The 24,505-nt window shown below is 53.5% G+C and carries 23 protein-coding genes; 12 read left to right on the top strand and 11 right to left on the bottom strand.

The genetic code is table 11. The features are described 5' to 3' along the window. Position 1: 1 nt before the first annotated feature. From fdxH to SIK97_RS11375, 4 genes are all read left to right on the top strand, one after another. Positions 2–904 (top strand): formate dehydrogenase subunit beta, encoded by a 903-nt coding sequence (gene fdxH, locus SIK97_RS11360; RefSeq protein WP_014227375.1) that lies wholly within the window; start codon positions 2–4, stop codon positions 902–904. Then, complete coding sequence (gene fdoI / locus SIK97_RS11365; protein WP_004107380.1) at positions 901–1,536, top strand: formate dehydrogenase cytochrome b556 subunit; 636 nt, start codon at positions 901–903, stop codon at positions 1,534–1,536. The genes fdxH and fdoI overlap by 4 nt, the downstream gene beginning before the upstream one ends. A 342-nt stretch (positions 1,537–1,878) precedes the next feature. Beyond that, positions 1,879–2,808 (top strand): formate dehydrogenase accessory protein FdhE, encoded by a 930-nt coding sequence (fdhE, locus tag SIK97_RS11370; RefSeq protein ID WP_004132861.1) that lies wholly within the window; start codon positions 1,879–1,881, stop codon positions 2,806–2,808. 195 nt (positions 2,809–3,003) lie between these two features. Beyond that, positions 3,004–3,921 carry an alpha/beta hydrolase gene (locus SIK97_RS11375; protein WP_032751765.1) on the top strand — a complete coding sequence of 306 codons (918 nt, stop codon included), beginning with the start codon at positions 3,004–3,006 and terminating at the stop codon, positions 3,919–3,921. 17 nt (positions 3,922–3,938) lie between these two features. Here SIK97_RS11375 and fabY read toward each other — a convergent pair whose 3' ends face one another. From fabY to typA, 5 genes are all read right to left on the bottom strand, one after another. Beyond that, positions 3,939–4,880: a fatty acid biosynthesis protein FabY gene (fabY, locus tag SIK97_RS11380; RefSeq protein WP_009652900.1), complete on the bottom strand. Its 942-nt coding sequence runs from the start codon at positions 4,878–4,880 to the stop codon at positions 3,939–3,941. A 44-nt stretch (positions 4,881–4,924) separates the two neighbouring features. Next, positions 4,925–5,362 carry a D-aminoacyl-tRNA deacylase gene (dtd, locus tag SIK97_RS11385; RefSeq protein WP_014227372.1) on the bottom strand — a complete coding sequence of 146 codons (438 nt, stop codon included), beginning with the start codon at positions 5,360–5,362 and terminating at the stop codon, positions 4,925–4,927. Further along, a complete protein-coding gene (locus SIK97_RS11390) occupies positions 5,359–6,219 on the bottom strand; it encodes a virulence factor BrkB family protein (protein WP_004127107.1) in 861 nt (286 codons plus the stop codon). Before SIK97_RS11390 ends, dtd begins: the two co-directional genes overlap by 4 nt. Continuing rightward, positions 6,213–6,812, bottom strand: a complete 600-nt coding sequence (yihX, locus tag SIK97_RS11395) for a glucose-1-phosphatase (RefSeq protein ID WP_004127106.1) — start codon at positions 6,810–6,812, stop codon at positions 6,213–6,215. Before yihX ends, SIK97_RS11390 begins: the two co-directional genes overlap by 7 nt. Before the next feature lie 133 nt (positions 6,813–6,945). Further along, positions 6,946–8,769 carry a ribosome-dependent GTPase TypA gene (typA, locus tag SIK97_RS11400; protein ID WP_004127103.1) on the bottom strand — a complete coding sequence of 608 codons (1,824 nt, stop codon included), beginning with the start codon at positions 8,767–8,769 and terminating at the stop codon, positions 6,946–6,948. A gap of 378 nt (positions 8,770–9,147) precedes the next feature. On the opposite strand from typA, the gene glnA reads away from it, so the two are divergent. From glnA to SIK97_RS11420, 4 genes are all read left to right on the top strand, one after another. Further along, entirely contained in the window at positions 9,148–10,557 is a 1,410-nt protein-coding gene (gene glnA, locus SIK97_RS11405) for a glutamate--ammonia ligase (RefSeq protein ID WP_004127100.1), read from the top strand. A 188-nt stretch (positions 10,558–10,745) separates the two neighbouring features. Then, positions 10,746–11,795, top strand: a complete 1,050-nt coding sequence (glnL, locus tag SIK97_RS11410) for a nitrogen regulation protein NR(II) (protein ID WP_004127098.1) — start codon at positions 10,746–10,748, stop codon at positions 11,793–11,795. Between the two features lie 8 nt (positions 11,796–11,803). After that, positions 11,804–13,213 carry a nitrogen regulation protein NR(I) gene (gene glnG / locus SIK97_RS11415; RefSeq protein WP_004107350.1) on the top strand — a complete coding sequence of 470 codons (1,410 nt, stop codon included), beginning with the start codon at positions 11,804–11,806 and terminating at the stop codon, positions 13,211–13,213. Between the two features lie 111 nt (positions 13,214–13,324). Further along, complete coding sequence (locus tag SIK97_RS11420) at positions 13,325–13,435, top strand: YshB family small membrane protein (RefSeq protein ID WP_004855828.1); 111 nt, start codon at positions 13,325–13,327, stop codon at positions 13,433–13,435. A 36-nt stretch (positions 13,436–13,471) separates the two neighbouring features. Here SIK97_RS11420 and hemN read toward each other — a convergent pair whose 3' ends face one another. Both hemN and yihI read right to left on the bottom strand, forming a co-directional pair. Beyond that, a complete protein-coding gene (gene hemN / locus SIK97_RS11425; protein ID WP_032751767.1) occupies positions 13,472–14,845 on the bottom strand; it encodes an oxygen-independent coproporphyrinogen III oxidase in 1,374 nt (457 codons plus the stop codon). Between the two features lie 188 nt (positions 14,846–15,033). Then, positions 15,034–15,540 (bottom strand): Der GTPase-activating protein YihI, encoded by a 507-nt coding sequence (gene yihI, locus SIK97_RS11430; RefSeq protein WP_014227367.1) that lies wholly within the window; start codon positions 15,538–15,540, stop codon positions 15,034–15,036. A 583-nt stretch (positions 15,541–16,123) separates the two neighbouring features. Between yihI and yihA the strand changes: the two genes are divergently transcribed. Next, positions 16,124–16,756, top strand: a complete 633-nt coding sequence (gene yihA, locus SIK97_RS11435; protein ID WP_004855823.1) for a ribosome biogenesis GTP-binding protein YihA/YsxC — start codon at positions 16,124–16,126, stop codon at positions 16,754–16,756. Between the two features lie 349 nt (positions 16,757–17,105). Here the strand turns inward: yihA and polA are convergent, their stop codons facing one another. Beyond that, on the bottom strand, positions 17,106–19,895 hold the full coding sequence (gene polA, locus SIK97_RS11440; RefSeq protein ID WP_025106523.1) for a DNA polymerase I: 2,790 nt from the start codon (positions 19,893–19,895) through the stop codon (positions 17,106–17,108). Between the two features lie 396 nt (positions 19,896–20,291). Between polA and SIK97_RS11445 the strand changes: the two genes are divergently transcribed. Continuing rightward, positions 20,292–21,191, top strand: coding sequence for an acyltransferase (locus SIK97_RS11445; RefSeq protein ID WP_032751768.1), 900 nt, complete (start codon positions 20,292–20,294; stop codon positions 21,189–21,191). Between the two features lie 49 nt (positions 21,192–21,240). On the opposite strand, the gene dsbA is transcribed toward SIK97_RS11445, so the two are convergent. The 3 genes from dsbA to SIK97_RS11460 form a co-directional block, all read right to left on the bottom strand. Then, positions 21,241–21,864: a thiol:disulfide interchange protein DsbA gene (dsbA, locus tag SIK97_RS11450; RefSeq protein WP_004855816.1), complete on the bottom strand. Its 624-nt coding sequence runs from the start codon at positions 21,862–21,864 to the stop codon at positions 21,241–21,243. 27 nt (positions 21,865–21,891) lie between these two features. Further along, the gene (locus SIK97_RS11455; protein WP_014227364.1) at positions 21,892–22,878 is read right to left on the bottom strand and encodes a serine/threonine protein kinase; all 987 of its coding nucleotides are present in this window, start codon (positions 22,876–22,878) and stop codon (positions 21,892–21,894) included. 75 nt (positions 22,879–22,953) lie between these two features. After that, positions 22,954–23,223 carry a YihD family protein gene (locus SIK97_RS11460; RefSeq protein ID WP_004855810.1) on the bottom strand — a complete coding sequence of 90 codons (270 nt, stop codon included), beginning with the start codon at positions 23,221–23,223 and terminating at the stop codon, positions 22,954–22,956. A 71-nt stretch (positions 23,224–23,294) separates the two neighbouring features. Here SIK97_RS11460 and mobA point away from each other — a divergent pair, with 71 nt between their 5' ends. Together mobA and mobB are read left to right on the top strand one after the other, a co-directional pair. Beyond that, positions 23,295–23,876, top strand: coding sequence for a molybdenum cofactor guanylyltransferase MobA (gene mobA, locus SIK97_RS11465; protein ID WP_057174238.1), 582 nt, complete (start codon positions 23,295–23,297; stop codon positions 23,874–23,876). Continuing rightward, positions 23,873–24,391, top strand: a complete 519-nt coding sequence (gene mobB, locus SIK97_RS11470) for a molybdopterin-guanine dinucleotide biosynthesis protein MobB (RefSeq protein ID WP_032751769.1) — start codon at positions 23,873–23,875, stop codon at positions 24,389–24,391. The genes mobA and mobB overlap by 4 nt, the downstream gene beginning before the upstream one ends. Positions 24,392–24,505 lie beyond the last annotated feature (114 nt).

A 24,505-nucleotide genomic window follows, 5' to 3' on the forward strand; every position in this document is an offset into this window, starting at 1 on the left:
TATGGCTTATCAATCGCAAGACATTATCCGTCGTTCCGCGACTAACGGCTTCACCCCCGCGCCCCGCGCTCGGGACCATCAGGAAGAGGTGGCGAAGCTTATCGACGTCACCACCTGTATCGGCTGTAAAGCCTGCCAGGTGGCCTGTTCCGAGTGGAACGACATCCGGGATGAAGTCGGTCACAACGTCGGGGTGTACGATAACCCCGCCGACCTGACCGCCAAATCCTGGACCGTGATGCGCTTCTCGGAAGTGGAGCAGAACGACAAACTGGAGTGGCTCATCCGTAAGGATGGCTGTATGCACTGCGCCGACCCGGGCTGCCTGAAGGCCTGCCCGGCGGAAGGGGCAATCATTCAGTACGCCAACGGCATCGTCGACTTCCAGTCCGAGCAGTGCATCGGCTGCGGCTACTGCATCGCCGGCTGCCCGTTCAACGTGCCGCGCCTGAACCCGGAAGATAACCGCGTCTACAAATGTACGCTGTGCGTGGACCGCGTTAACGTTGGCCAGGAGCCGGCGTGCGTGAAAACCTGCCCGACCGGCGCTATCCACTTTGGCTCCAAAGAGGATATGAAAACGCTGGCGGGCGAGCGCGTCGCCGAGCTGAAAACCCGCGGTTACGACAACGCGGGCCTGTACGATCCGGCAGGCGTTGGCGGCACGCACGTGATGTACGTGCTGCACCACGCCGACAAGCCGAATCTGTACCACGGCCTGCCGGAGAACCCGGAAATCAGCGCCACGGTTAAGTTCTGGAAAGGGATCTGGAAGCCTCTCGCGGCGGTCGGCTTTGCGGCCACCTTCGCCGCCAGCATCTTCCACTACGTCGGCGTCGGCCCGAACCGCGCGGAAGAGGAAGAGGACAATCTGGATGAAGAGAAAGACGAGGTGCGCAAATGAAAAGACGTGACACCATCGTGCGCTACACCGCGCCGGAGCGAATCAACCACTGGGTCACCGCCTTCTGCTTCGTGCTGGCGGCGGTGAGCGGGCTGGGCTTTTTCTTCCCGTCCTTCAACTGGCTGATGCAAATCATGGGCACCCCGCAGCTGGCGCGTATTCTGCACCCGTTCGTGGGCGTGATTATGTTTGCTTCATTCATCATCATGTTCTTCCGCTACTGGCACCACAACCTGATCAACCGGGACGATATTTTCTGGGCGAAAAATATTCGCAAGATTGTCGTCAACGAGGAAGTGGGCGACACCGGGCGCTATAACTTCGGCCAGAAATGCGTGTTCTGGGCGGCGATTATCTTCCTGGTGCTGCTGCTGGTGAGCGGCGTGATCATCTGGCGTCCGTACTTTGCGCCGGCCTTCTCCATCCCGGTTATCCGCTTCGCGCTGATGCTGCACTCCTTCTCTGCGGTGGCGCTGATTGTGGTGATCATGGTGCATATTTACGCTGCGCTGTGGGTGAAGGGCACCATTACCGCGATGGTGGAAGGCTGGGTTACGAAGACCTGGGCGAAGAAACATCACCCGCGCTGGTATCGTGAAGTCCGCGAAAAGCAGGATAAGCGCCAGTCGTAGGCCCGAGCGCGTTGTTCGTCTCTGAAATGGCGTCGTATATCGACGCCATTTTTTTGCGGATAACGCGCTGTTTTGACAACGTTAGCCAGAGTGCGCCGCAGGCGGGAGCGGCACGTTTCCCGTTTCGCTTAGGCCATGGCGCAGGGCAGCTAATCCTAACGGTGCATAGTCGGGGGTATCGATATCAGGTATCGTAGCGCACACATTGCGATGTCGTGGCTATATCCCGTATGCCGATTGCGGTTATCATTAATGACATCACCAGAGCGGGCGCATGATGCCCGCCAAATCGCAGAGCGGACGTGACCATCGCCGAATCTGCTGAAACCAGGAAGTGACTGAATGAGCATTCGTATCATCCCGCAAGATGAGCTGGAAAAGAGCGAGAAACGCGCGACGGATATGATCCCGCCGTTGTTGTTTCCCCGGCTCAAAAATTTATATAACCGTCGCGCCGAACGCCTGCGTGAACTGGCTGAAAATAACCCGCTGGGTGATTACCTGCGCTTTGCCGCGCTTATCGCCCACGCGCAGGAAGTGGTGCTGTACGACCATCCGCTGCAGATGGATCTCACCGCGCGCATCAAAGAAGCGAACGACCAGGGTAAACCACCGCTGGATATCCACGTTTTACCGCGCGATAAGCACTGGCACAAGCTGCTGCATTCTCTGATTGCCGAACTGAAGCCGGAGATGAGCGGCCCGGCGCTGGCGGTCATCGAGAATCTGGAAAAAGCCTCCGAGCAGGAGCTGGAACTGATGGCAAGCGCGCTGTTTGCTTCCGATTTTGCCTCTGTCAGCAGCGATAAAGCGCCGTTTATCTGGGCCGCGCTCTCGCTCTATTGGGCGCAGATGGCCAGCCTGATCCCCGGAAAGGCCCGCGCTGAATATGGTGAACAGCGTCAGTTCTGCCCGGTTTGCGGCTCGATGCCGGTCTCCAGCATGGTGCAAATTGGTACCACACAGGGCCTGCGCTATCTGCACTGCAACCTGTGCGAAACCGAATGGCACGTGGTGCGCGTGAAGTGCAGCAACTGCGAACAGACGCGCGATCTGCACTACTGGTCACTGGATAACGAGCAGTCGGCGATTAAAGCCGAAACCTGCGGCGACTGCGGTACCTACCTGAAGATTCTCTATCAGGAAAAAGACCCAAAAGTGGAGGCCGTAGCCGACGACCTCGCCTCGCTGGTACTGGACGCACGGATGGAACAAGAGGGCTTCGCCCGCAGCTCCATCAACCCGTTCCTGTTCCCTGGCGAAGGGGAATAACGGCAGGCATCATGTCGGGCGGCGCCTGCTGCCCGGCTTACCATTGATAAGGCGTAAACACTCCCGGTATGCCGGCAAAATCTTTGGTTTTGCGAGCCGCTTTCCAGAATCACTTCCCGACGAAAATCCCCGGTTTTCTTTTGTTCACAATCAGGCTATAACACTGTATATCCAAACAGCTTAAGGGAATGAAAAATGGCGCTTGAAAAGGGTATCGCAGAGCTGGTGCGGGAATTTATCGATGCGGGCCGCCCCTCATCGCGCGAACAGAATATTGATGACCGGAGGCGCGGCTATCTCGCCAGTACGGTACTGGCTGGGGAACAGGAAAAGCGCGTTCAGGTAGCAGATATCGAGCTCGACGGCATGGCATTTCGCGTTGTTTCTCCCCTTAACGCTTCCGGCGCACTGCCTGCCATTATCTATTACCACGGTGGCTGCTTTATCAGCGGCGGTTTCGCCACGCATGACCATCAGCTCCGCCAGCTGGCATACCACAGCGGCTGCCGCGTTATCGCCGTGCAATACCGGCTGGCGCCGGAGCATACTTTCCCTGCCGCCCATGACGATGCGGAGAGAGGCGCGCTGATTATTCACCGCCGCGCGGAGCAGTTAGGCATCGACGCTTCCTGTATTACGCTGGCTGGCGACAGCGCCGGGGGACACCTGGCATTAGTGACCGCCCTGCGGCTCAAAACAGCGCATGCCTGGCAACCCGCGCAGCTGGTTTTGATTTACCCGATGCTGGACGCCACCGCCAGCATGAAGAGCTATATCGATAACGGTAAAGATTACATCATCACCGAAGATACCCTGCTCAGCGGCTATGAAATGTACCTTTCCGCGACGGCGCTCCACCATCCGGAAGCCAGCCCGCTGTGGCGTAAAGACTTTCACGGCTTACCGCCGGTGCATATTCTGACTGCGGAATACGACCCTCTGCGTGATGAAGGCGAAGCGCTTTACCAGCGCCTGCTTGAGCAGGGCGTTGACTGCACCTGTCAGCGTTATCTCGGGGTGATTCACGGCTTCTTTCAGCTGGGCGGCATCAGCCCGGCGGCAGGCAGCGCGATGAGAGATATCGCCTGGCGGGTTAAAACACCAGGCCGATAGTTAAGCGTAAAGGGAGACTACTCCTCTTCGTTACCGCCCTCTTCATAGGGGCCGAACGGTTTCGCGGGAAGAACAATATAGATACCCTCAAAAACCGCGCCCAGCCGCTCGTCGCCAAATAGCTCAACCTGCAGCTGAACGCGCGCTTTGCGGCCTCGCGCCAGCCGGTCAAGATCGCCGCTTAACGAGCCAAGATCGGCAACGGCGCTGGGGCGTCCGCTAATAGGCTGACTGTAGCGGATATGCGCATCGGCAAGAATAATTGTGCCGCCAAGATGCCGCTCGCGCAGCATCAGCCAGATAAGCCCCCAGCCGGTTAACGTTGCCTGAGAAAACAGGCTGCCGGCGAACAGCGTATGGTGCGGGTTCTGGTTACCGGCTTCCGGCATGGTGGTGATAAACTTTTGCCCGGTATACTGCTGAATGCGCACGCCCATTTTCTCGCTGAGAGGGATGTGCTGATACCAGGCCTGCTGCAGCTGAGCGCACCAGTCGCCGCGATGTAAAATATCGTCCAGCGAGGCTATCGGCTTAATCATCAGAAAATGACGGATCGGCGTGGTCGTCGGCGTCGTGATTTCGCCCTGGTTCACAAAACCGAGCTTAGCGAAGAACTCCACCGCATCTTCGCGGGCGCTACAGGTCACGCGCTTAACGCCTTCCTGACGGGCGACGGACTCCAGCGTCATCGCCATCAGGGTTCCCAGCCCTTTATCCTGTACTGACGGATGGACGGCCATAAAACGGATAGAAGCTTCGTTTTCCGCATTCACATACAGCCGCCCGACGGCAACCAGATTGCCCTCTTCATCGACCACCATTTGATGGTGCGCCATCGCATCCCACGCATCGCGCTCGGACCCTTTCGGCTGATGCAGCGGCTTACGCAGCATCTCCCAGCGGAACTGGTAGTAGCTCTCTAACTCTTCTTCTGTTTGCGGTACACGAAGGTGATACATAGCTGTACTCTCTTTTGTTACCCGCAGCCTGCCCGGAAGCTGGCTCATACCTGCAACCAAAAGGTCACGGGACCATCATTCACCAGAGAAACCTGCATATCGGCAGCAAATCTCCCGGTCTGCGTATTCATTTGCTGCTGGCGGCAGCGCTCAACGAAATACTCGTACAGCGCTTCCGCTTTATCCGGTGCAGCCCCTTTCGAAAAACCAGGACGCATCCCGCGTTCGGTATCGGCTGCCAGCGTAAACTGCGAAACCACCAGCACGCTGCCGCCAGCCTGCTGCACGTTCAGATTCATTTTGCCTTCAGCATCGCTAAAAATACGGTATCCCAGCACGCGCTCGCACAGGCGGTTCGCCTTTTGCTCATCATCGTCTCTCTCGACGCCTAACAGCACCAGAAGCCCGGGGCCGATTTCGCCCGTCACTTCACCCTCCACGGTAACGCTAGCTCGGGATACGCGTTGAATTAATGCAATCATGATTGTTCTGTTTCTTCTTTTTTCAGTTTGCGGTATTCACCGAGAGTGACAGTAATTTCAGCGCCAAGCAAGACGATACACCACGTCCAGTACACCCAGACAAACAAAATAGGCACCACGGCAAGCACGCCATAAATCAGCTGATATGACGGGAACGCGGTGATATATAAAGCAAAAGCTTTCTTACCCGCCTCAAAGAGCAGCGCCGCGACCAGGGAACCGATTATCGCATCGCGGTTACGCACCTCGGCCGTCGGCACAATGCTGTAAAGCAGCCAGAATGCTACCCAGGATAAAATGAGCGGAAAAATACGCAGCACATCGTCAATCACGCTATTCAGGTCGCTGGCCCAGCGTAACGACAGGAGATAGGAGCTGATCGCCAGGCTGGCCCCCGCCAGCAGCGGCCCCAGGGTAAGGATCATCCAATAAACCGCAAAGGAGTAGGTTTTGGGCCGGGTTCGGGTACTGCGCCAGATGGTGTTCAACGCGCTATCAATCGAATACATCAGCAGCAGCGATGTCACAATCAGGCCGAAAGCGCCCACGGCGGTCATCCGGCTGGAGTTGGCGACAAACTGCTCAATATAGCCCTGAATGACATCTCCGGTTGCCGGAATGAAATTGGCGAAAATAAAGTGGCGAATCTGAATACTGACATCAGAAAACATCGGAAATGCCGCGAACAGCGCGAACACGACGGCAATCAGCGGCACAAGGGAGAGTAACGACACGTAGGCAAGATTGCCTGCCAGGGTCGTCATATTATCTTCATCAATACGCCGCCATAACAGCTTTAGCCAGGCGACCAGCGGCCGCAGATGGCGCGTTGTTTTTTGATGAACGGTTTTTAGCATAGCTGTTTAGCAAAGTAGTTGGGGATGGTTTCCTTCCCGGTCACCAGAATACTGGTTATGCCCAGCTGGTTAGCCCCGGCGATATTGTCCGCGTTATCATCGAAGAAGACCGTATCGTCAGCGGCGAAACCTTCAGCGTCGAGGACGCTCTGATAGATCCGCGCTTCCGGTTTACGCATCCCCATCTCTTGAGAAAGATAGATATGATCAGCAACGGCGCGTATCTCAGGGTACTCATCCGGCCAGAAAGTCGTATGCAAACGGTTCGTGTTGGACAGAACCACAACGCGATGCCCCTGCTCGCGTAATTTTTGCATAATCGCGATAACCTCCGGGCGCAGGGCAACGAAAACCGCCTGCCAGCCGTGGGAGAACTGCTCGTAGCTTAGCGACATGTTCATTTCATGGCACATCGCCGCCGCAAAATCTTCGTCGCTGATTTCACCGCGCTCATGCTGGTGGAACGCTTCGCCCATGGTGAAATGCTGCTGCAGCGTCGCAAGGGGAATGCGCGTTAAATCACTCCACGTCCCGAGCACCCGGTTGAAGTCAATATCGACAATCACATTACCTAAATCAAAGATATAGAGCATGGTCCTCTCCTTTTGCACCGTGGAAAATTAACTGTAGCGGGAAAGGGGGAGTTTGACTACGGGCGGCAGGGCTTTGTACAAAAAAGAAACCCTGCCATTGAGGCAGGGTTCAGATAGCAGAAAGAAGCGTTAATTAATCTTCTTTCGCACCGCGCATCGCGCGTTTACGGTCGTTCTCGGTCAGGTGACGTTTACGGATACGGACAGAAGTCGGGGTGACTTCTACCAGTTCGTCGTCATCGATGAACTCCAGAGCCTGCTCCAGGGTCATTTTAACCGGCGGAACCAGAACCGTTGCTTCGTCAGTACCGGACGCACGCATGTTGGTCAGTTTCTTACCGGTCAGGCAGTTTACCGTCAGGTCGTTAGAACGACTGTGAATACCGATAATCTGGCCTTCGTAAACTTCTGCGCCGTGGCCCAGGAACAGCTTACCGCGATCCTGCAGGCTGAACAGTGCGAACGCAACCGCTTTACCCTGGCCGTTGGAGATCAGAACACCGTTCTGACGCTGACCCACATCACCCGCACGAACGTCGTCGTAGTGGCTGAAGGTGGAGTACAGCAGACCGGTACCGGAGGTCATGGTCATGAATTCTGAACGGAAGCCGATCAGACCACGGCTTGGGATCACGTAGTCGAGACGTACGCGGCCTTTGCCATCTGGATTCATGTTTTTCAGATCGCCTTTACGCTCACCCAGCGCCTGCATCACAGAACCCTGGTGCTGCTCTTCAACGTCCAGCGTGACGTTTTCGAACGGCTCTTGCTTACGGCCATCGATTTCGCGGAAGATAACTTTCGGACGGGAAACCGCCATTTCGAAACCTTCACGACGCATGTTCTCGATAAGAACGGACAGGTGCAGTTCACCACGGCCAGAAACGCGGAATGCGTCTGCATCCGGAGTTTCTTCAACGCGCAGCGCGACGTTATGTACCAGCTCTTTGTTCAGGCGGTCAAGGATCTGACGAGAGGTAACGTACTTACCTTCTTTACCACAGAACGGCGAGGTGTTAACGCAGAAGAACATAGAGACGGTCGGCTCATCAACGGACAGCGCCGGCAGCGCTTCAACATTCTGCGTATCGCAGATGGTGTCAGAGATGTTCAGTTCGCCCAGACCGGTGATCGCGATAATATCGCCAGCTTCTGCGACGTCGCTCTCGATACGCTCAAGGCCCAGATGGGTCAGAACTTTACCGACTTTACCGTTACGGGTTTTGCCTTCGCTATCAATGATAGTGACCTGCTGGTTCGGCTTCACTTTACCGCGCTTGATGCGGCCGATGCCGATGACGCCAACGTAGTTGTTGTAGTCCAGCTGGGAGATTTGCATCTGCAGCGGGCCATCAAGGTCAACGTTCGGCGCCGGTACGCGATCGACGATGGTTTGATACAGCGGCGTCATGTCTTCAGCCATATCTTCGTGATCCAGACCCGCGATACCGTTCAGCGCAGAAGCGTAAACGATAGGGAAGTCCAGCTGCTCGTCGGTAGCGTCGAGGTTAACGAACAGGTCGAATACCTGATCGACAACCCAGTCAGGACGCGCGCCCGGACGGTCAACTTTGTTGATAACAACAATTGGCTTCAGGCCATGAGCAAAGGCTTTTTTGGTCACGAAGCGCGTTTGCGGCATCGGACCATCCATTGCATCAACGACCAACAGAACGGAATCAACCATGGACATGACACGTTCAACTTCACCACCGAAGTCGGCGTGCCCTGGGGTATCAACGATGTTGATACGGTAGTCATTCCATTTGATAGCGGTGTTTTTAGCCAGGATGGTAATCCCGCGCTCTTTCTCCAAATCGTTGGAGTCCATCACTCGCTCTTGAGTTTCGGCACGCGCGTCGAACGTACCGGATTGCTGTAGCAGCTTATCAACCAGGGTAGTTTTACCATGGTCAACGTGCGCGATGATGGCGATATTACGCAAATTTTCGATCACAACTTTGCCTCAGGCATTAGAAATAGCGCGTTATTGTACACGGATTAATCGCAGTACAAAACAGGATCACAAACATCCTCCGCAAACAAGTATTGCAGAGATTCTTTGTGATCGCTTTCACGGAGCGTTAAAAGGGTTATTAAAGGTCAATTGCACCAAATAAGTGCCCAATGTTCACACAAATGCACTATATTGGTGCAATGCATTCATTTTGGTGCAGCCCTTTTGCACGATGATGTGCATGATAACGCCTTTTGGGGGCAATTTAAAAGTTGGCACAGATTTCGCTTTATATTTTTTAAGGCAACAACGCCACTTTTCGTAGTTAAAAAGTTTTCGTTTCCACGACGACAATGACCAATCCGGGAGAGTTTAAGTATGTCCGCTGAACACGTTTTGACGATGCTGAACGAGCATGAAGTGAAGTTTGTCGATCTGCGCTTCACCGATACCAAAGGTAAAGAACAGCACGTTACTATTCCTTCTCATCAGGTAAATGCCGAATTCTTCGAAGAAGGCAAAATGTTTGATGGCTCCTCGATTGGCGGCTGGAAAGGTATTAACGAATCCGACATGGTCCTGATGCCGGATGCAACCACCGCGCTGATCGATCCGTTCTATGAAGAACCGACGCTGATCATCCGCTGCGACATCCTGGAACCCGGCACGCTGCAGGGCTATGACCGTGACCCGCGCTCCATTGCTAAGCGCGCTGAAGAGTATCTGCGCTCTACCGGCCTGGCTGACACCGTACTGTTCGGGCCAGAACCAGAATTCTTCCTGTTCGACGACATCCGTTTTGGTGCGTCCATCTCCGGTTCCCACGTTGCTATCGATGATATCGAAGGCGCATGGAACTCCTCCACCAAATACGAAGGCGGCAACAAAGGCCACCGTCCGGGCGTGAAAGGCGGTTACTTCCCGGTTCCGCCGGTAGACTCCTCTCAGGATATCCGCTCCACCATGTGTATGATCATGGAAGAGATGGGCCTGGTTGTTGAAGCTCACCACCACGAAGTGGCGACTGCGGGTCAGAACGAAATCGCTACCCGCTTTAACACCATGACCAAAAAAGCGGACGAAATTCAGATTTACAAATACGTTGTGCACAACGTCGCACACCGTTTCGGCAAAACCGCGACCTTTATGCCAAAACCGATGTTTGGCGATAACGGTTCCGGTATGCACTGCCACATGTCCCTCTCCAAGAACGGCGTAAACCTGTTCTCTGGCGACAAATACGCAGGCCTGTCTGAACAAGCGCTGTACTACATCGGCGGCGTTATCAAACACGCTAAAGCGATTAACGCCCTGGCTAACCCGACCACCAACTCCTACAAGCGTCTGGTGCCGGGTTACGAAGCGCCGGTTATGCTGGCTTACTCTGCCCGTAACCGTTCCGCGTCTATCCGTATTCCGGTTGTCACCTCTCCGAAAGCGCGCCGTATCGAAGTTCGCTTCCCGGACCCGGCGGCTAACCCGTACCTGTGCTTCGCTGCGCTGCTGATGGCTGGCCTTGACGGTATCAAGAACAAAATCCATCCGGGCGAAGCCATGGATAAAAACCTGTACGATCTGCCGCCGGAAGAAGCGAAAGAGATCCCACAGGTTGCAGGTTCTCTGGAAGAAGCACTGAACGCGCTGGACGCAGACCGTGAATTCCTGACCGCCGGTGGCGTATTCACCAACGACGCTATCGATGCTTACATCGCCCTGCGTATTGAAGAAAACGACCGCGTACGTATGACTCCGCACCCGGTTGAGTTCGAGCTGTACTACAGCGTCTAATTTTGCTGTAAATCCGCGGTATTCCGTGTTGTGGCGTGGGATACCAAGGATGTTTTGTTGCCGTGGAAACTTTCAGCCCATCTCAGGATGGGCTTTTTTCTCCACCAACACGCTGATCTCATGAGCTTTTTATACATAAAAAGCTATAATGCACTAAAATAGTGCACTCATTTTCAGGAGACTGTCGAATGGCAACAGGCACACTGCCCGATGCTGGGCAGATCCTTAACTCTTTAATCAACAGTATCTTACTGGTCGATGACGACCTGGCGGTGCATTACGCGAACCCGGCGGCGCAGCAGCTGCTGGCGCAAAGTTCGCGTAAATTATTCGGCACGCCGCTGCCGGAGCTGTTGAGCTATTTCTCGCTGAATATCGGCCTCATGCAGGAGAGCCTCGCTGCGGGTCAAGGGTTTACCGATAACGAAGTGACGCTGGTCATTGATGGCCGCTCGCACATCCTTTCCCTGACGGCGCAACGCCTGCCTGAAGGCTATATCCTGCTGGAAATGGCGCCGATGGATAATCAGCGCCGTCTGAGCCAGGAGCAGCTACAGCACGCACAGCAGATTGCCGCTCGCGACTTAGTGCGTGGCCTGGCCCACGAGATTAAAAATCCGCTGGGCGGTCTGCGCGGCGCGGCACAGCTGCTGAGCAAAGCGCTGCCCGATCCTGCGCTAATGGAATATACCAAAGTCATTATTGAACAGGCCGATCGGTTAAGAAATCTGGTTGACCGTCTGCTGGGACCACAGCATCCCGGAATGCACGTAACAGAAAGCATCCACAAGGTCGCTGAGCGGGTGGTAAAGCTTGTGTCGATGGAGCTGCCGGATAACGTCAAGCTGGTTCGCGACTATGACCCCAGCCTGCCAGAACTGCCGCACGACCCGGACCAAATTGAACAGGTGCTGCTGAATATCGTCCGTAATGCGCTGCAGGCTCTGGGACCGGAGGGCGGCGAAATCACTCTGCGCACCCGTACGGCCTTTCAGTTAACCCTGCACGGCGTGCGCTACCGCCTCGCTGCGCGTATCGACGTTGAAGATAACGGCCCGGGAATACCGTCTCACTTACAGGATACGCTGTTTTATCCGATGGTGAGCGGGCGCGAAGGCGGCACCGGACTCGGGCTGTCTATCGCCCGCAGCCTTATCGATCAGCACTCCGGCAAAATTGAATTTACCAGTTGGCCAGGGCATACCGAATTCTCGGTGTACCTGCCTATTCGGAAGTAGAGGTGTTTATGCAACGAGGGATAGCATGGATCGTTGACGACGATAGCTCCATCCGTTGGGTGCTTGAACGCGCGCTCACCGGGGCAGGCTTAAGTTGTACAACGTTTGAAAGCGGCAACGAGGTGCTTGATGCCCTCACGACCAAAACCCCGGATGTGCTGCTGTCTGATATCCGCATGCCGGGAATGGACGGACTGGCGCTGCTAAAGCAAATTAAACAGCGCCATCCAATGCTCCCGGTCATCATAATGACGGCGCATTCGGATCTTGACGCGGCGGTCAGCGCCTATCAGCAGGGCGCCTTTGATTATCTGCCAAAACCGTTTGATATCGATGAAGCGGTGGCGCTGGTTGATCGTGCCATTAGCCATTACCAGGAACAGCAGCAGCCGCGTAATGCGCCGATTAATAGCCCAACGGCCGATATCATCGGCGAAGCGCCGGCCATGCAGGACGTCTTCCGCATTATCGGCCGCCTGTCGCGTTCATCAATCAGCGTACTGATCAACGGCGAGTCCGGTACCGGTAAAGAGCTGGTTGCCCACGCTCTCCACCGCCACAGCCCGCGCGCCAAGGCGCCGTTTATCGCGCTAAATATGGCGGCCATTCCGAAAGATCTGATTGAGTCAGAACTGTTTGGCCACGAGAAAGGGGCCTTTACCGGCGCCAATACCGTGCGCCAGGGGCGATTCGAGCAGGCAGACGGCGGCACGCTGTTCCTCGACGAGATCGGCGATATGCCGCTGGACGTACAGACACGTCTGCTGCGCGTACTGGCCGATGGCCAGTTTTATCGCGTGGGGGGCTATGCGCCGGTGAAGGTGGATGTACGCATTATTGCCGCCACCCACCAGAACCTTGAGCTGCGCGTCCAGGAAGGAAAATTCCGCGAGGATTTATTCCACCGCCTGAACGTGATTCGCGTCCATCTGCCGCCGCTGCGCGAGCGTCGGGAAGATATCCCGCGACTGGCGAGACATTTCCTGCAAATCGCCGCCCGTGAGCTGGGCGTCGAGGCCAAACAGCTGCATCCGGAGACGGAGATGGCGTTAACCCGACTGGCATGGCCGGGCAACGTACGTCAGCTGGAAAACACCTGTCGCTGGCTGACGGTAATGGCCGCAGGTCAGGAGGTTCTGACGCAGGATCTTCCCAGCGAGCTGTTTGAAACGGCGATACCGGATAACCCGACGCAAATGCTGCCGGATAGCTGGGCCACGCTGCTGGGGCAATGGGCCGATCGCGCTTTGCGTTCCGGTCATCAAAACCTGCTCTCGGAAGCGCAGCCGGAGATGGAGCGCACGCTGCTGACCACCGCGTTACGCCACACGCAGGGGCATAAACAAGAGGCGGCTCGCCTGCTGGGCTGGGGTCGTAATACCCTGACGCGTAAGCTAAAAGAGCTGGGAATGGAGTAGCAGCGCGGCGGCGAGTAAAAAATAGTCATCCAGCGCAAACTGCTGCTATTTTGTACTTTACTGTTGCCATGCGTTGAGTATGATCTTGCCCGGAAAGATGGGGGAGAAATCATGCTTGAATCATTTATTAATATTATATCGAGCGGTGTTGCAGCGGGTCATACGCCGCAGACGGCGGTAGCTGCCGTTCTGTGCGCGGCGATGGTTGGGCTGTTTAGCTGATAATACCCCCGCTCCTTCCTGGAGTGGGGGTATGCTTTATATCACGCGGGAAAACTGCTGCATCCGCGCTTTCTGGCGCAGATACGTATCAAAACACATGCAGATATTGCGTATCAGCAGCCGGCCTTTCGGCGTCACCTGAATGCCCTTCTCATCCACCTCCACCAGCCCGTCTTTGGCCAGCGGCGCCAGCAATTTCATATCGTCGGCAAAGTAGCTATCGAAGGTAAGATCCCACTGCGCTTCTACCGCAGCGAAGTCGAGACGGAAGTGACAAATTAGCGCCTTAATCACGTCGCGACGAATGCAGTCATCGCGCGTCAACGCAATACCGCGCCACAGCGCCGTTCCGGTTTCATCAACCTGCTGATAATACTGCTTCAGCTCTTTCTGGTTCTGCGCATAGCAATCGCCAATCATGCTGATCGCCGAGACGCCCATCCCCAGCAGATCGGTGTCTCCCTGGGTGGTATACCCCTGGAAGTTACGATGCAGGATACCTTCACGCTGGGCTATCGCCAGCTCATCATCCGGACGGGCAAAGTGGTCCATGCCGATAAACTGATATCCCGCGGCCGTCAGCGAAACAATCGTCTCCTGAAGAATGTCCAGCTTCTGTTCTGCAGAAGGCAGATCGGCGTCTTTGATTTTGCGCTGCGCAGCAAAGAGCGTTGGCAGATGCGCATAGTTGAATACGCTCAGACGATCGGGGTTGAGCTCCGCCACTTTCTGTAGCGTATACGCGAAGCTCTGCGGCGTTTGCTTCGGCAGACCGTAAATCAGGTCGATATTGGTAGAGGTAAAGCCGATATCGCGCGCGTGGTTGAGTAGCGCGAAGATAAACGCTTCATCCTGCTCGCGGTTCACCAGGCGCTGCACTTCTTTGTTGAAGTCCTGCACGCCCATACTCAGGCGATTAAAGCCTTCGAGGCGTAAATGATCCAGGACATCGAGTTCGATTTCGCGCGGATCAACCTCAATGGAGATCTCTGCATCCGCGTTAAAATTGAAATGGGTACGCAGCAGACCCATCAGACGACTAATTTGCGTCTTGTTTAAATAGGTTGGCGTACCGCCGCCCCAGTGCAGCTGATTAACTTTGCGGCCAGCAAAAAGCGGCGCGCGATGAATAATCTCCTGCTCAAGCACATCCAGATACTGGTCGGCCTTATGCTGCTGACGGGTGACGATTTTGTTGCAGCCGCAGAAATAGCAGAGTTTATGGCAAAACGGGATATGCACGTACAGCGAGAGGGGACGCTGCGGATAGCGGGCTACCGCCGCATCAAATTCAGCGGGGCCAAATTCTGGAGAAAACTCCAGCGCGGTGGGATACGAAGTATAACGCGGCCCGGAATAGTTATATTTCTGGATCAGGGCCAGATCCCAGTCGATTAACTGCACAGACATGCTCACTCCTTCCGATGGTACCGTCGGCGGGTACGCCGCCCCGGCCCAACCGCACCTCGGGTAATGAGCCGGTTGCGCAGCCATTTCTGACGCCGCGACAACCGTCGTAGTTTAACGAATAACCACAGCAGATAACATATAACCAGAAGGGTTATAAGCAGGACCGGGAATCCGATGGGGTGCAAACGTTAGTTTCCACCCTTCAGCAGGCGCATCATATCTTCTTTGCGCTCTTCCTCTTCTTCATCTTCGTCATCATCGTATGAGAGGCCCAACTGCTGCATCAGCTCATCAATACGATCCAGCTTAGCGTCAACCCAGGCTTGCTCTTCAGCATTCAGGGTACCGCCCTCTTCCAGACGTTCCAGCAGCGCGTCCAGGCGCTCATCGTTCTCCAGCAAATCCAGCTCAGCCTGCGGTGAAAGCATAGGTTTCTCGCTCTTTGGTTTATGCTGCTTAATCGCCGGAGCATTCTCAGTTACGCCCAGCGGGATTGGTTTTTTACTGCCAATTCGGGGATCTTGCTGCTGACCTTGTTTTTTACCTGCTGAAGCGGTGTCGCCGCCGGTCGCACGACTTCCTGCCGCGTGGCCGCGATGCTTCTTCTGATGCTTGCGCTCGCGGGCTTCCTGGTTCAATTCTTCACGCGTTTTGCGATTTTTTTTGCCGCGAGGTACGGATGTCGGTTTTTTCATGTTGTGTAATCTTCAGGCCGTTTTCTTCAGTATAGAATTGAGGCGGAATCTAGCAGAAAGCAAGCAAAGAAAAAAGGCGACAGATTACTCTGTCGCCTTTTTCCGCACTGATAACCCTTAATGGGCTTCTACTTTCCATGTTAGCTAACGACACACCCTGTCTTTCCTTTAGCTACCAACAATCCCTGTTACATCCATTTCCTTTTAAAACGTCTCCAGACGTTTGTCATCCTGACAATCCGTAGTCTTCGCCTCCTGGCGCTTCCTGACTCCTCATCCTGAGTCATAATCCTGTTAGCATCCTCGCCCTTGACCGCTACTTTACTGGTTTGCGGGAAACCTACAACCGACTGTACAGAAAAAAAACGAGTTTCAGAATTTTCTTTCATTTTAACGCAATGATTTATATATCTTTGTATTATTTTTAATCAGACTTTTCTCATGAATTTCGCATATAACTAATAGCCAATGTCTCACAAAGACTGTGGTTTTAACTTACAGCGATGAGGTGCGGTAAAAACAGCCTTTTTCTGTTGTTCAGGTATAATCCCCGTCAAAGCCTGATTTAACGGAGACGACCGTCTTGACCAACTGGAATTATCAACTGACGCATTTTGTCACTAGCGCGCCAGATATCCGCCATCTTCCTGCCGATACCGGTATTGAAGTGGCCTTTGCTGGCCGCTCTAACGCCGGGAAATCCAGCGCGCTGAACACGCTGACTAACCAGAAAAGCCTCGCGCGTACTTCGAAGACGCCAGGCCGTACGCAGCTTATCAACCTGTTTGAAGTCGCTGAAGGCAAGCGCCTGGTCGACCTGCCGGGTTATGGATATGCCCAGGTTCCGGAAGAGATGAAAATCAAGTGGCAGCGCGCGCTGGGTGAATATCTGGAGAAACGCCTCTGTCTGAAAGGGCTGGTTGTGTTGATGGATATTCGTCATCCGCTTAAAGATCTCGATCAGCAGATGATCCAATGGGCGGTGGAAAGCGATATCCCGGTACTGGTGCTGCTAACCAAAGCCGATAAGCTGGCCAGCGGCGCGCGAAAAGCGCAGATCGCCATGGTTCGTGAAGCGGTCACCGCCTTTAACGGAGATGTGCAGGTCGAAGCGTTTTCTTCCCTGAAGAAGCAGGGCGTGGATAAACTACGGCAGAAGCTGGATAGCTGGTATAACGATATCCCTCCTCAGGAAGCCTCTGAAGACGGCGAATAATCTCGCTAACCTCTCCGGATAGCGGCGCGTGAGGCTCTATCCGGGTAGCCCGCCTGATCAGCATCGATACGCAAAAAATTTTCTTTCGCGCAATAAAAAACGCCCCGGTCATAAATGACCGGGGCGGCTAAAATATTCAGCCAAATCCGATTACGTGAAGTAAAAGGTCTGAAAGATAGAACATCTTACCTCTGTACCCTACGTCTTTAACTCTACTCTTCTTTCGGTTACGGATAAAGCATTTTTTGTAGTTTTTTTTCACTCTTTACATAGCAAATTCAAATGATCATCACAAAATGCGATAAGTTATGTTACTCACTTACAAGAAATGACCTTCCTTACCGAATACTTAGTGCGCTTGATCCCAGTTTTCTCCACTACCCACTTCCACCAGCAGCGGAACCGCCAGCGTCGTGCTGCTTTCCATCAGTTCGTGGATCTTTTTCGCAACCGCCTCAAGGTCGTCTTTATGCACTTCAAAGACCAGTTCATCGTGTACCTGCATAATCATCCGCACGCGCGGTTTTTCGCTTAATAACCAGCTATCTACGGCGATCATCGCGCGCTTAATAATGTCGGCAGCGGTTCCCTGCATCGGCGCATTGATCGCCGCACGCTCGGCACCGGCGCGGCGCGCGCCGTTGCTGGATTTGATGTCCGGCAGGTAGAGACGACGGCCATCAAGCGTTTCAACATACCCCTGCTCTTTGGCCTGGGTGCGGGTGCGCTCCATATACTCCAGCACGCCCGGATAGCGCTCAAAGTAGAGATCCATATACTTTTGCGCTTCTTTGCGTGGAATATTGAGCTGGCGCGCAAGGCCGAATGCGCTCATGCCGTAAATCAGGCCGAAGTTGATCGCCTTCGCGCTGCGGCGCTGTTCGCTGCTGACGCTCTCCAGCGGCAAACCAAAGACCTCTGCCGCCGTCGCGCGGTGGATATCCTTCCCTTCCGCAAACGCGGTCAGCAGGCCCTTGTCGCGGGAAAGATGCGCCATGATGCGCAGTTCAATTTGCGAGTAGTCAGCAGAGACAATGAGATAATCTTCCGGAGCAATAAACGCCTGACGGATACGCCGCCCTTCTTCGTTGCGCACCGGAATGTTCTGCAGGTTCGGGTCTGTAGACGACAAACGTCCCGTTGCCGTAACCGCCTGGTGATAAGAGGTGTGAACCCGGCCCGTTTTCGGGCTGATCATCAGCGGCAGCTTATCGGTATAGGTGGATTTGAGTTTTGCCAGACCACGATACTCGAGGATGACTTTCGGCAGCGGATAGTCCAGCGCCAGCTCTTCCAGCACCTCTTCCGAGGTAGACGGCGCGCCGCCCGGGGTTTTCTTCAGCGGCTTAATACCTTGTTTTTCAAACAGGATGGTTTGCAGCTGCTTCGGCGAAGAGAGGTTAAACTCCTCACCCGCGATATCATACGCCTTCTTCTCCAGTTCAATCAGGCGTTTGGCTATCTCCTGAGAATGCGCATGCAGCACGGCCGGATCAATCTTCACCCCGTTACGCTCCACGCGGGATAGCACCGGCACCAGCGGCATTTCAATATTTTTAAAGACGTTCAGCGGGCCTTCATTTTGCTGAAGTTCAGGCCACATTTTGAGGTGCAGCTGCAGCGTGACATCGGCATCTTCCGCCGCGTAGCGGCCCGCTTCTTCCAGCGCTATCTGATTGAAGGTGAGCTGGTTTTTACCTTTACCCGCAATCTCTTCAAAGGTAATGGTTTTGTGCTTCAGCCAGCGATCGGAGAGGCTATCCATATCATGGCGGCCCGCCACGCTGTCAAGAATGTAGGATTCCAGCATGGTATCAAAGGCAATACCGCGCAGTTCAATGCCGTAGTTAGCCAGGATACCGCGGTCATATTTGAGGTTTTGCCCAACCTTCAGAACCTTGTCATCTTCCAGTAGCGGTTTCAGCAGCTCAAGGACACGGTCGCGCGGGATCTGATCCGGTGCATCCAGATAATCATGGGCAACCGGTACATAGGCCGCAACGCCAGGCTCAATGGCGAAGGATAAGCCGACCATATTGGCGGATACGTTATCGAGGCTGTCAGTTTCGGTATCAAAGGCAAAAAGCGGCGCTTTCTTCAGGCTCTCAACCCAGGTCAACAACGTTTCTTCATCAAGGATCGTGACATAATTTTCAGAAGAGAGCGCCGTCGCGGTTTCCTCCTCCGCATCGGCCACGTCAGCCACCGCTACAACCGCCTTTGCCGCAGGCTTAGCGCCTTTTGCCTGCATCCACTTGCCGGACTCTACATCGGTGATCCAGCGTTTGAATTCATATTTTTTAAACAGCGTGAGCAGTTCATCAGCGACGGGTTGCGCAACCAGCAAATCTTCACAGCCCAGCTCCAGCTCAACGTCCGTTTTGATCGTCGCCAGCTGATAAGAGAGGTACGCCACCTCTTTATTCTGTTCCAGCTTTGCGGCCATCGTTTTTGCGCCGCGGAAGGTCAGCCCGGCGATTTTTTCAGGCTCAGCGTATAACGTATCAAGACCACCCAGCCCCTGCAGTAACGCCTGCGCAGTCTTTTCTCCCACGCCAGGTACGCCTGGAATATTGTCCGATGAATCTCCCATCAGAGCCAGAAAATCGATGATCAGCTCCGGTGGTACGCCGTATTTCGTCACCACTTCATCGGGGCCAAGGATAGTATTGGTCATGGTGTTAATCAGCGTAATACCCGGCGTAACCAGCTGGGCCATATCTTTATCGCCGGTGCTAATCAGTACCGGACGCCCGACCTTTTCAGCTTCACGCGCCAGGGTACCGATGACGTCATCGGCTTCTACGCCAGGAACAGCCATTAGCGGCAGGCCCATCGCTTTTACCATGGCATGCAGCGGCTCGATCTGCGCACGCAGATCGTCCGGCATCGGCGGGCGATGAGATTTATAGTGCTCAAACAGTTCATCACGGAAAGTCTTCCCCTTGGCATCAAACACGACGACAGCGTGGGTCGGTTGATACTGCAGGATCAGGCTTCGCAGCATATTCAGCACGCCATACATTGCGCCTGTCGGTTCACCAGCGCTATTCGTCAGCGGGGGGAACGCGTGATATGCCCGATAAAGGTAAGAGGAGCCGTCAACGAGGATGAGAGGGTTTTCTGGGATCTGAACCATAATTTCCGTGCCTGTTTATCAGATTATCGGTAAAGGATGCCACAGACGGGCATTAAATCCTGAATTTTTCCCGCATTTCGTCGAAAAGATTCTGCGATCCTTTCGATCGCGTTATGGGCTATCCTGTGGATAACTTTGTGAATATTTTTATAACGACAGCCAAACAATCGTTAATTAAATCATCCATAAACAAATTATTTCATATTTATCATTGAGTTATACACGCATAATTTGCTTTAATAACACCATGGCGACTCAATGTTCCATGTGGATATAAGATCCGAAAATTTTTCTGTTCTGGTAAGACCCGTTATTTACGCTATTTTCTGGTAAAATCAGCCTCTTGCGCCGTTTAAACGCGTTCTTTGTCAGTCTAACTTTCTGAATAAATTAACTATGTCGAGATTACTCGCCGCGATAACGCTCCCGCTGAGTATCGCCCTGACTATCATAGTCACCATAATCTGCTCGGTGCCAATCATCGTCGCCGGGCTGATTAAACTTCTTGTGCCTATTCCTGCGGTCTGGCGCTCGATATCCGTTTTTTGCAATTTTATGATGTACTGCTGGTGTGAAGGGCTGGCCCTGCTGCTGCGTCTTAATCCCTGGCTTAAATGGGATGTACAGGGCCTGGATGGCCTGAATAAGAAAAACTGGTATCTGCTCATCAGCAACCACCATAGCTGGGCAGATATCGTGGTGCTTTGCGTGCTGTTTCGCAAACATATCCCGATGAATAAATATTTCCTCAAGCAACAGCTCGCCTGGGTGCCGTTTATTGGGCTGGCCTGCTGGGCGCTGGATATGCCTTTTATGCGCCGCTATTCCCGAGGTTATTTACTCCGCCATCCAGAGCACCGGGGCAAAGATGTTGAAACCACTCGCCGCTCCTGCGAGAAATTCCGCGCGCATCCAACAACGATTGTTAACTTTGTCGAAGGCTCTCGTTTCACGGAAGAAAAGCAACAGCAGACCCGTTCGCCTTACCAGAATCTGTTATCGCCAAAGGCTGCGGGTATTGCCATGGCATTAAGCGTGCTCGGCTCGCAGTTTGATAAGCTTTTGAACGTCACGTTATGCTATCCGGAAAACAACCAAAAGCCGTTTTATGACATGCTGAGCGGCCGATTGACGCGGATTGTGGTGAGAGTCAGTCTTGAACCTGTGACGGAAGAGCTGCACGGCGATTATGTCAATGACAAAAACTTTAAGCGACGCTTTCAGCGCTGGCTAAACAGGCTTTGGGAAGAGAAAGATCGGCAGCTAACGGAAATAATGCAGCAGGCAGAGAAATAATTGTGGGCACAGAAAAGAAAAACGCCGGTCAATAACCGGCGTTTATTTTTTATTTCTTCTCAACGAGCTGCTTAACGGTATCGGCATACTGGGCAACAAATGCGTCCATGTTGCTGGTATCCATACCCTGCGGGTTAAGCTGGTATTTACCGTTAACGTACATAGCCGGCACGCCCTGCAGCTGGAAATCAGCGGCGGCTTTCTCTTGCTGAGCCACCAGGGATTTCACCACGAAGCTGTTCCAGGCTGCATCGTAATCTTCACCTTTAACGCCGGCGTCAACGAAGACCTTACGGATATCGGCCACGGTCTGGACGGTCTGGTTTTTCTGTACCGCTTCAAACATCGGCACGGTAATTTTATCTTCCACACCCAGCGCCATCGCAACGGCCCACGCCTGAGTCAGATCCTTGCCTAACGGACCCAGGAACTCAACGTGGTATTTCGTCATTTTGACGCCTTCAGGCAGCTTTTTCTTCACGTTATCTGATACATGAAGAACTTCCTCAAACTGATAGCAGTGCGGGCAGTAGAACGAGAAAAACTCGAGCACCTGCGGCTCACCGGCAACGGGCTTATCGAGGGTAATATACTGCTTACCGTCGGTGATCTGGGCAGCGGATGCACTGAAAGCCAGAATCATACCAGCCAGCGCCAGCCAAATTTTTTTCATGATTAATTCTCTCCTGGATATATCACATTAATACATTGGCGTTAACTGAAGAGGCGGTTCCTGCAGAACCTTTACCTGCTCAAGAAAAGTTGTTGTCTGCCCGCGCCAGTAATCTTCCCCGGTTAACCACGGGAAGTTTTTAGGAAAAGCGGGATCTTCCCAGCGCCTTAATAACCACGCCAGATAATAAACTAACCGCATTGCACGTAAAGGTTCGATGAGGGCAATTTCATCGGTATTGAAAGCGCTGAACTCTTCATACGCTTCAATGATCATCTCAAGCTGCATCCGTTGTTCGGCTTTATCGCCGTTCAACAACATCCACAGATCCTGGATAGCAGGTCCATTACGTGAATCATCTAAATCAACAAACAGTGGCCCATCGCGCCAGAGGATGTTTCCCGCATGGCAATCACCGTGTAACCGTAAAATATTGGCGCGTCCGTGCCATTGCGCCATTACCGCATCAATCAGCTTATCGGTAGCGCTGAGAAAAGCCTCTTTCAGACCTGCAGGTATCAGCGGGGAAAGCTCAAAGACCTGGCGTGGCTCAAGAAGATACTCATTCGTCCCTATCTCCGGACGCGCGACAAAACGCTGTTTGCGTCCAGTTTGATGCAGACGGCCAAGGTAGCGCCCAACCCATTCCATCTGATCGAGGTTATCCGCCTCAAACTGACGTCCACCCAGGCTTGGGAATACGGCGAAAAAGAATCCCTGATGCTGATGAAGGGTACTGTCGTTAAACGACAACGGCGCCGCTACAGGGACTTCGTCCTGCACGAGCTGGAGGGAAAACTGATGTTCTTCGAGGATTTGTTGGGCTGACCAACGCTCAGGACGATAGAACTTCACCACATAGCGGCGACGATCTTCGTCCTGAAACTGGTAAACCCGGTTCTCATAGCTATTAAGCGGTGTGAGACCGGAGTCCACCCGCATTCCCAGATCAAATAAGCCATCAATGATGGTATCCGGGTGAAGCGTCTGAAAAGTGAAAGCCTTATCGTGCATCCTGACATCCGATAATCGTACGAATGATACAGGATATCATCTCATTGCCGATTCCGCGGCAGCGCTTACAACCTTTTACTCTTTAATCACGCCGCGAGCGCGTAGCAGCGCGGTTTTAAAATCTTCTTCATAATCTTTCTGAATTCCGGGAATAACGGCTTCTTTTGCCGAGTCGCGCATCTTCAGATGATAAATCAGAATATCGTCGGAGAGATCGTTCAACTCACCGGTGTATCCGGCCTCTTTCGCCAGTTTTTGCAAAAATTGCATTAAATTCAGCTCGGGTTCTTTCTGCCAGGCTGGCTGGAGGAGTTCAATGACTTCATTCAGACGTTTACATTTCATAGCAATGCTCCTTACTCTTGATAGGAATACGTTAGCAGGGACAATCCCACAATGAAAGAGGCGATATTAATATGCAGGGCAAGGTCATAACCGGCGTCGTGCTGGCGGGAGGAAGAGGCTCGCGCATGGGAGGAATAGATAAAGGATTACAGCTGCTGAAAGGTAAAGCCCTGTGGCGTCATGTCGCCGATGCGCTGCAGCCGCAGGTTACAAAGCTGGTAATTAGCGCTAACCGCAATCTTGATTGCTGGCGAAGCAGCGGCTACCCGATTATTACCGACTCTCTGAACGACTTTCCCGGGCCGTTGGCCGGCATGCTTTCCGTAATGCATCAGGTTGAGGGCGAGTGGTTTCTGTTTTGTCCCTGTGATACGCCATTTATCCCATCATTTCTGGCGACGCGCTTAATACAGCAGAGAAAATCCTCTCCAGCCGTTTGGGTATACGATGGTGAACGTGACCATCCGGCCATTGCTCTGGTGAATCGCGAGGCGATCGGCGAACTGGAAACGTATCTGGCGGCAGGAGAAAGACGGGTAATGGTATTTCTGCGCAAAATTGGCGGTCATAGCGTCGATTTTAGCGATGTAAAATCAGCATTTATTAACGTCAATACTCTCGACGATTTGCAACGTATGCAGGTGCCATCATGATCCCGCTTTTAGCCATCGCAGCCTGGAGCGGTACAGGTAAAACCACCCTACTGAAGTCGCTGATTCCGGCACTGCGCGCGGAAGGCTTACGGCCAGGGCTAATTAAACATACTCATCACGATATGGACGTGGATAAGCCCGGTAAAGACAGCTATGAACTGCGTAAAGCCGGAGCGGCTCAGACGATTGTCGCCAGCTCCCAGCGTTGGGCATTAATGACGGAAACACCCGAAGAGCCTCCGCTGGATCTGGAATGGCTGGTTAGCCGAATGGATGCATCAACGTTAGATTTAGTGCTGGTTGAGGGTTTTAAGCATGAAGCTGTGCCCAAAATCCTGCTTTTTCGGCAAAACAGCGGACATAGTATTGAAGAATTAGCTTATGACGATGACGTGATTGCCATAGCCAGCGATACGCCGGTCGAGACGTCGCTTCCATTGTTAGATTTAAATGATGTCCCGCAAATAGCCGCTTTTATTATGCAGTGGTTAACGGGGTTTAACGAGGACCGATAGTTATTGCAGAGATATAGCCATGATCGCGCCTTCTGAAGGCATCTGCTGATATTTTCAGGCGACAAAAACGCAAAAAGCCCATCCGTCAGGATGGGCTCTTCACTTGTTTGATGC

This window comes from Klebsiella sp. JN_Kp126 (assembly GCF_033843325.1).
Classification (GTDB): Bacteria; Pseudomonadota; Gammaproteobacteria; order Enterobacterales; family Enterobacteriaceae; genus Klebsiella; species Klebsiella michiganensis.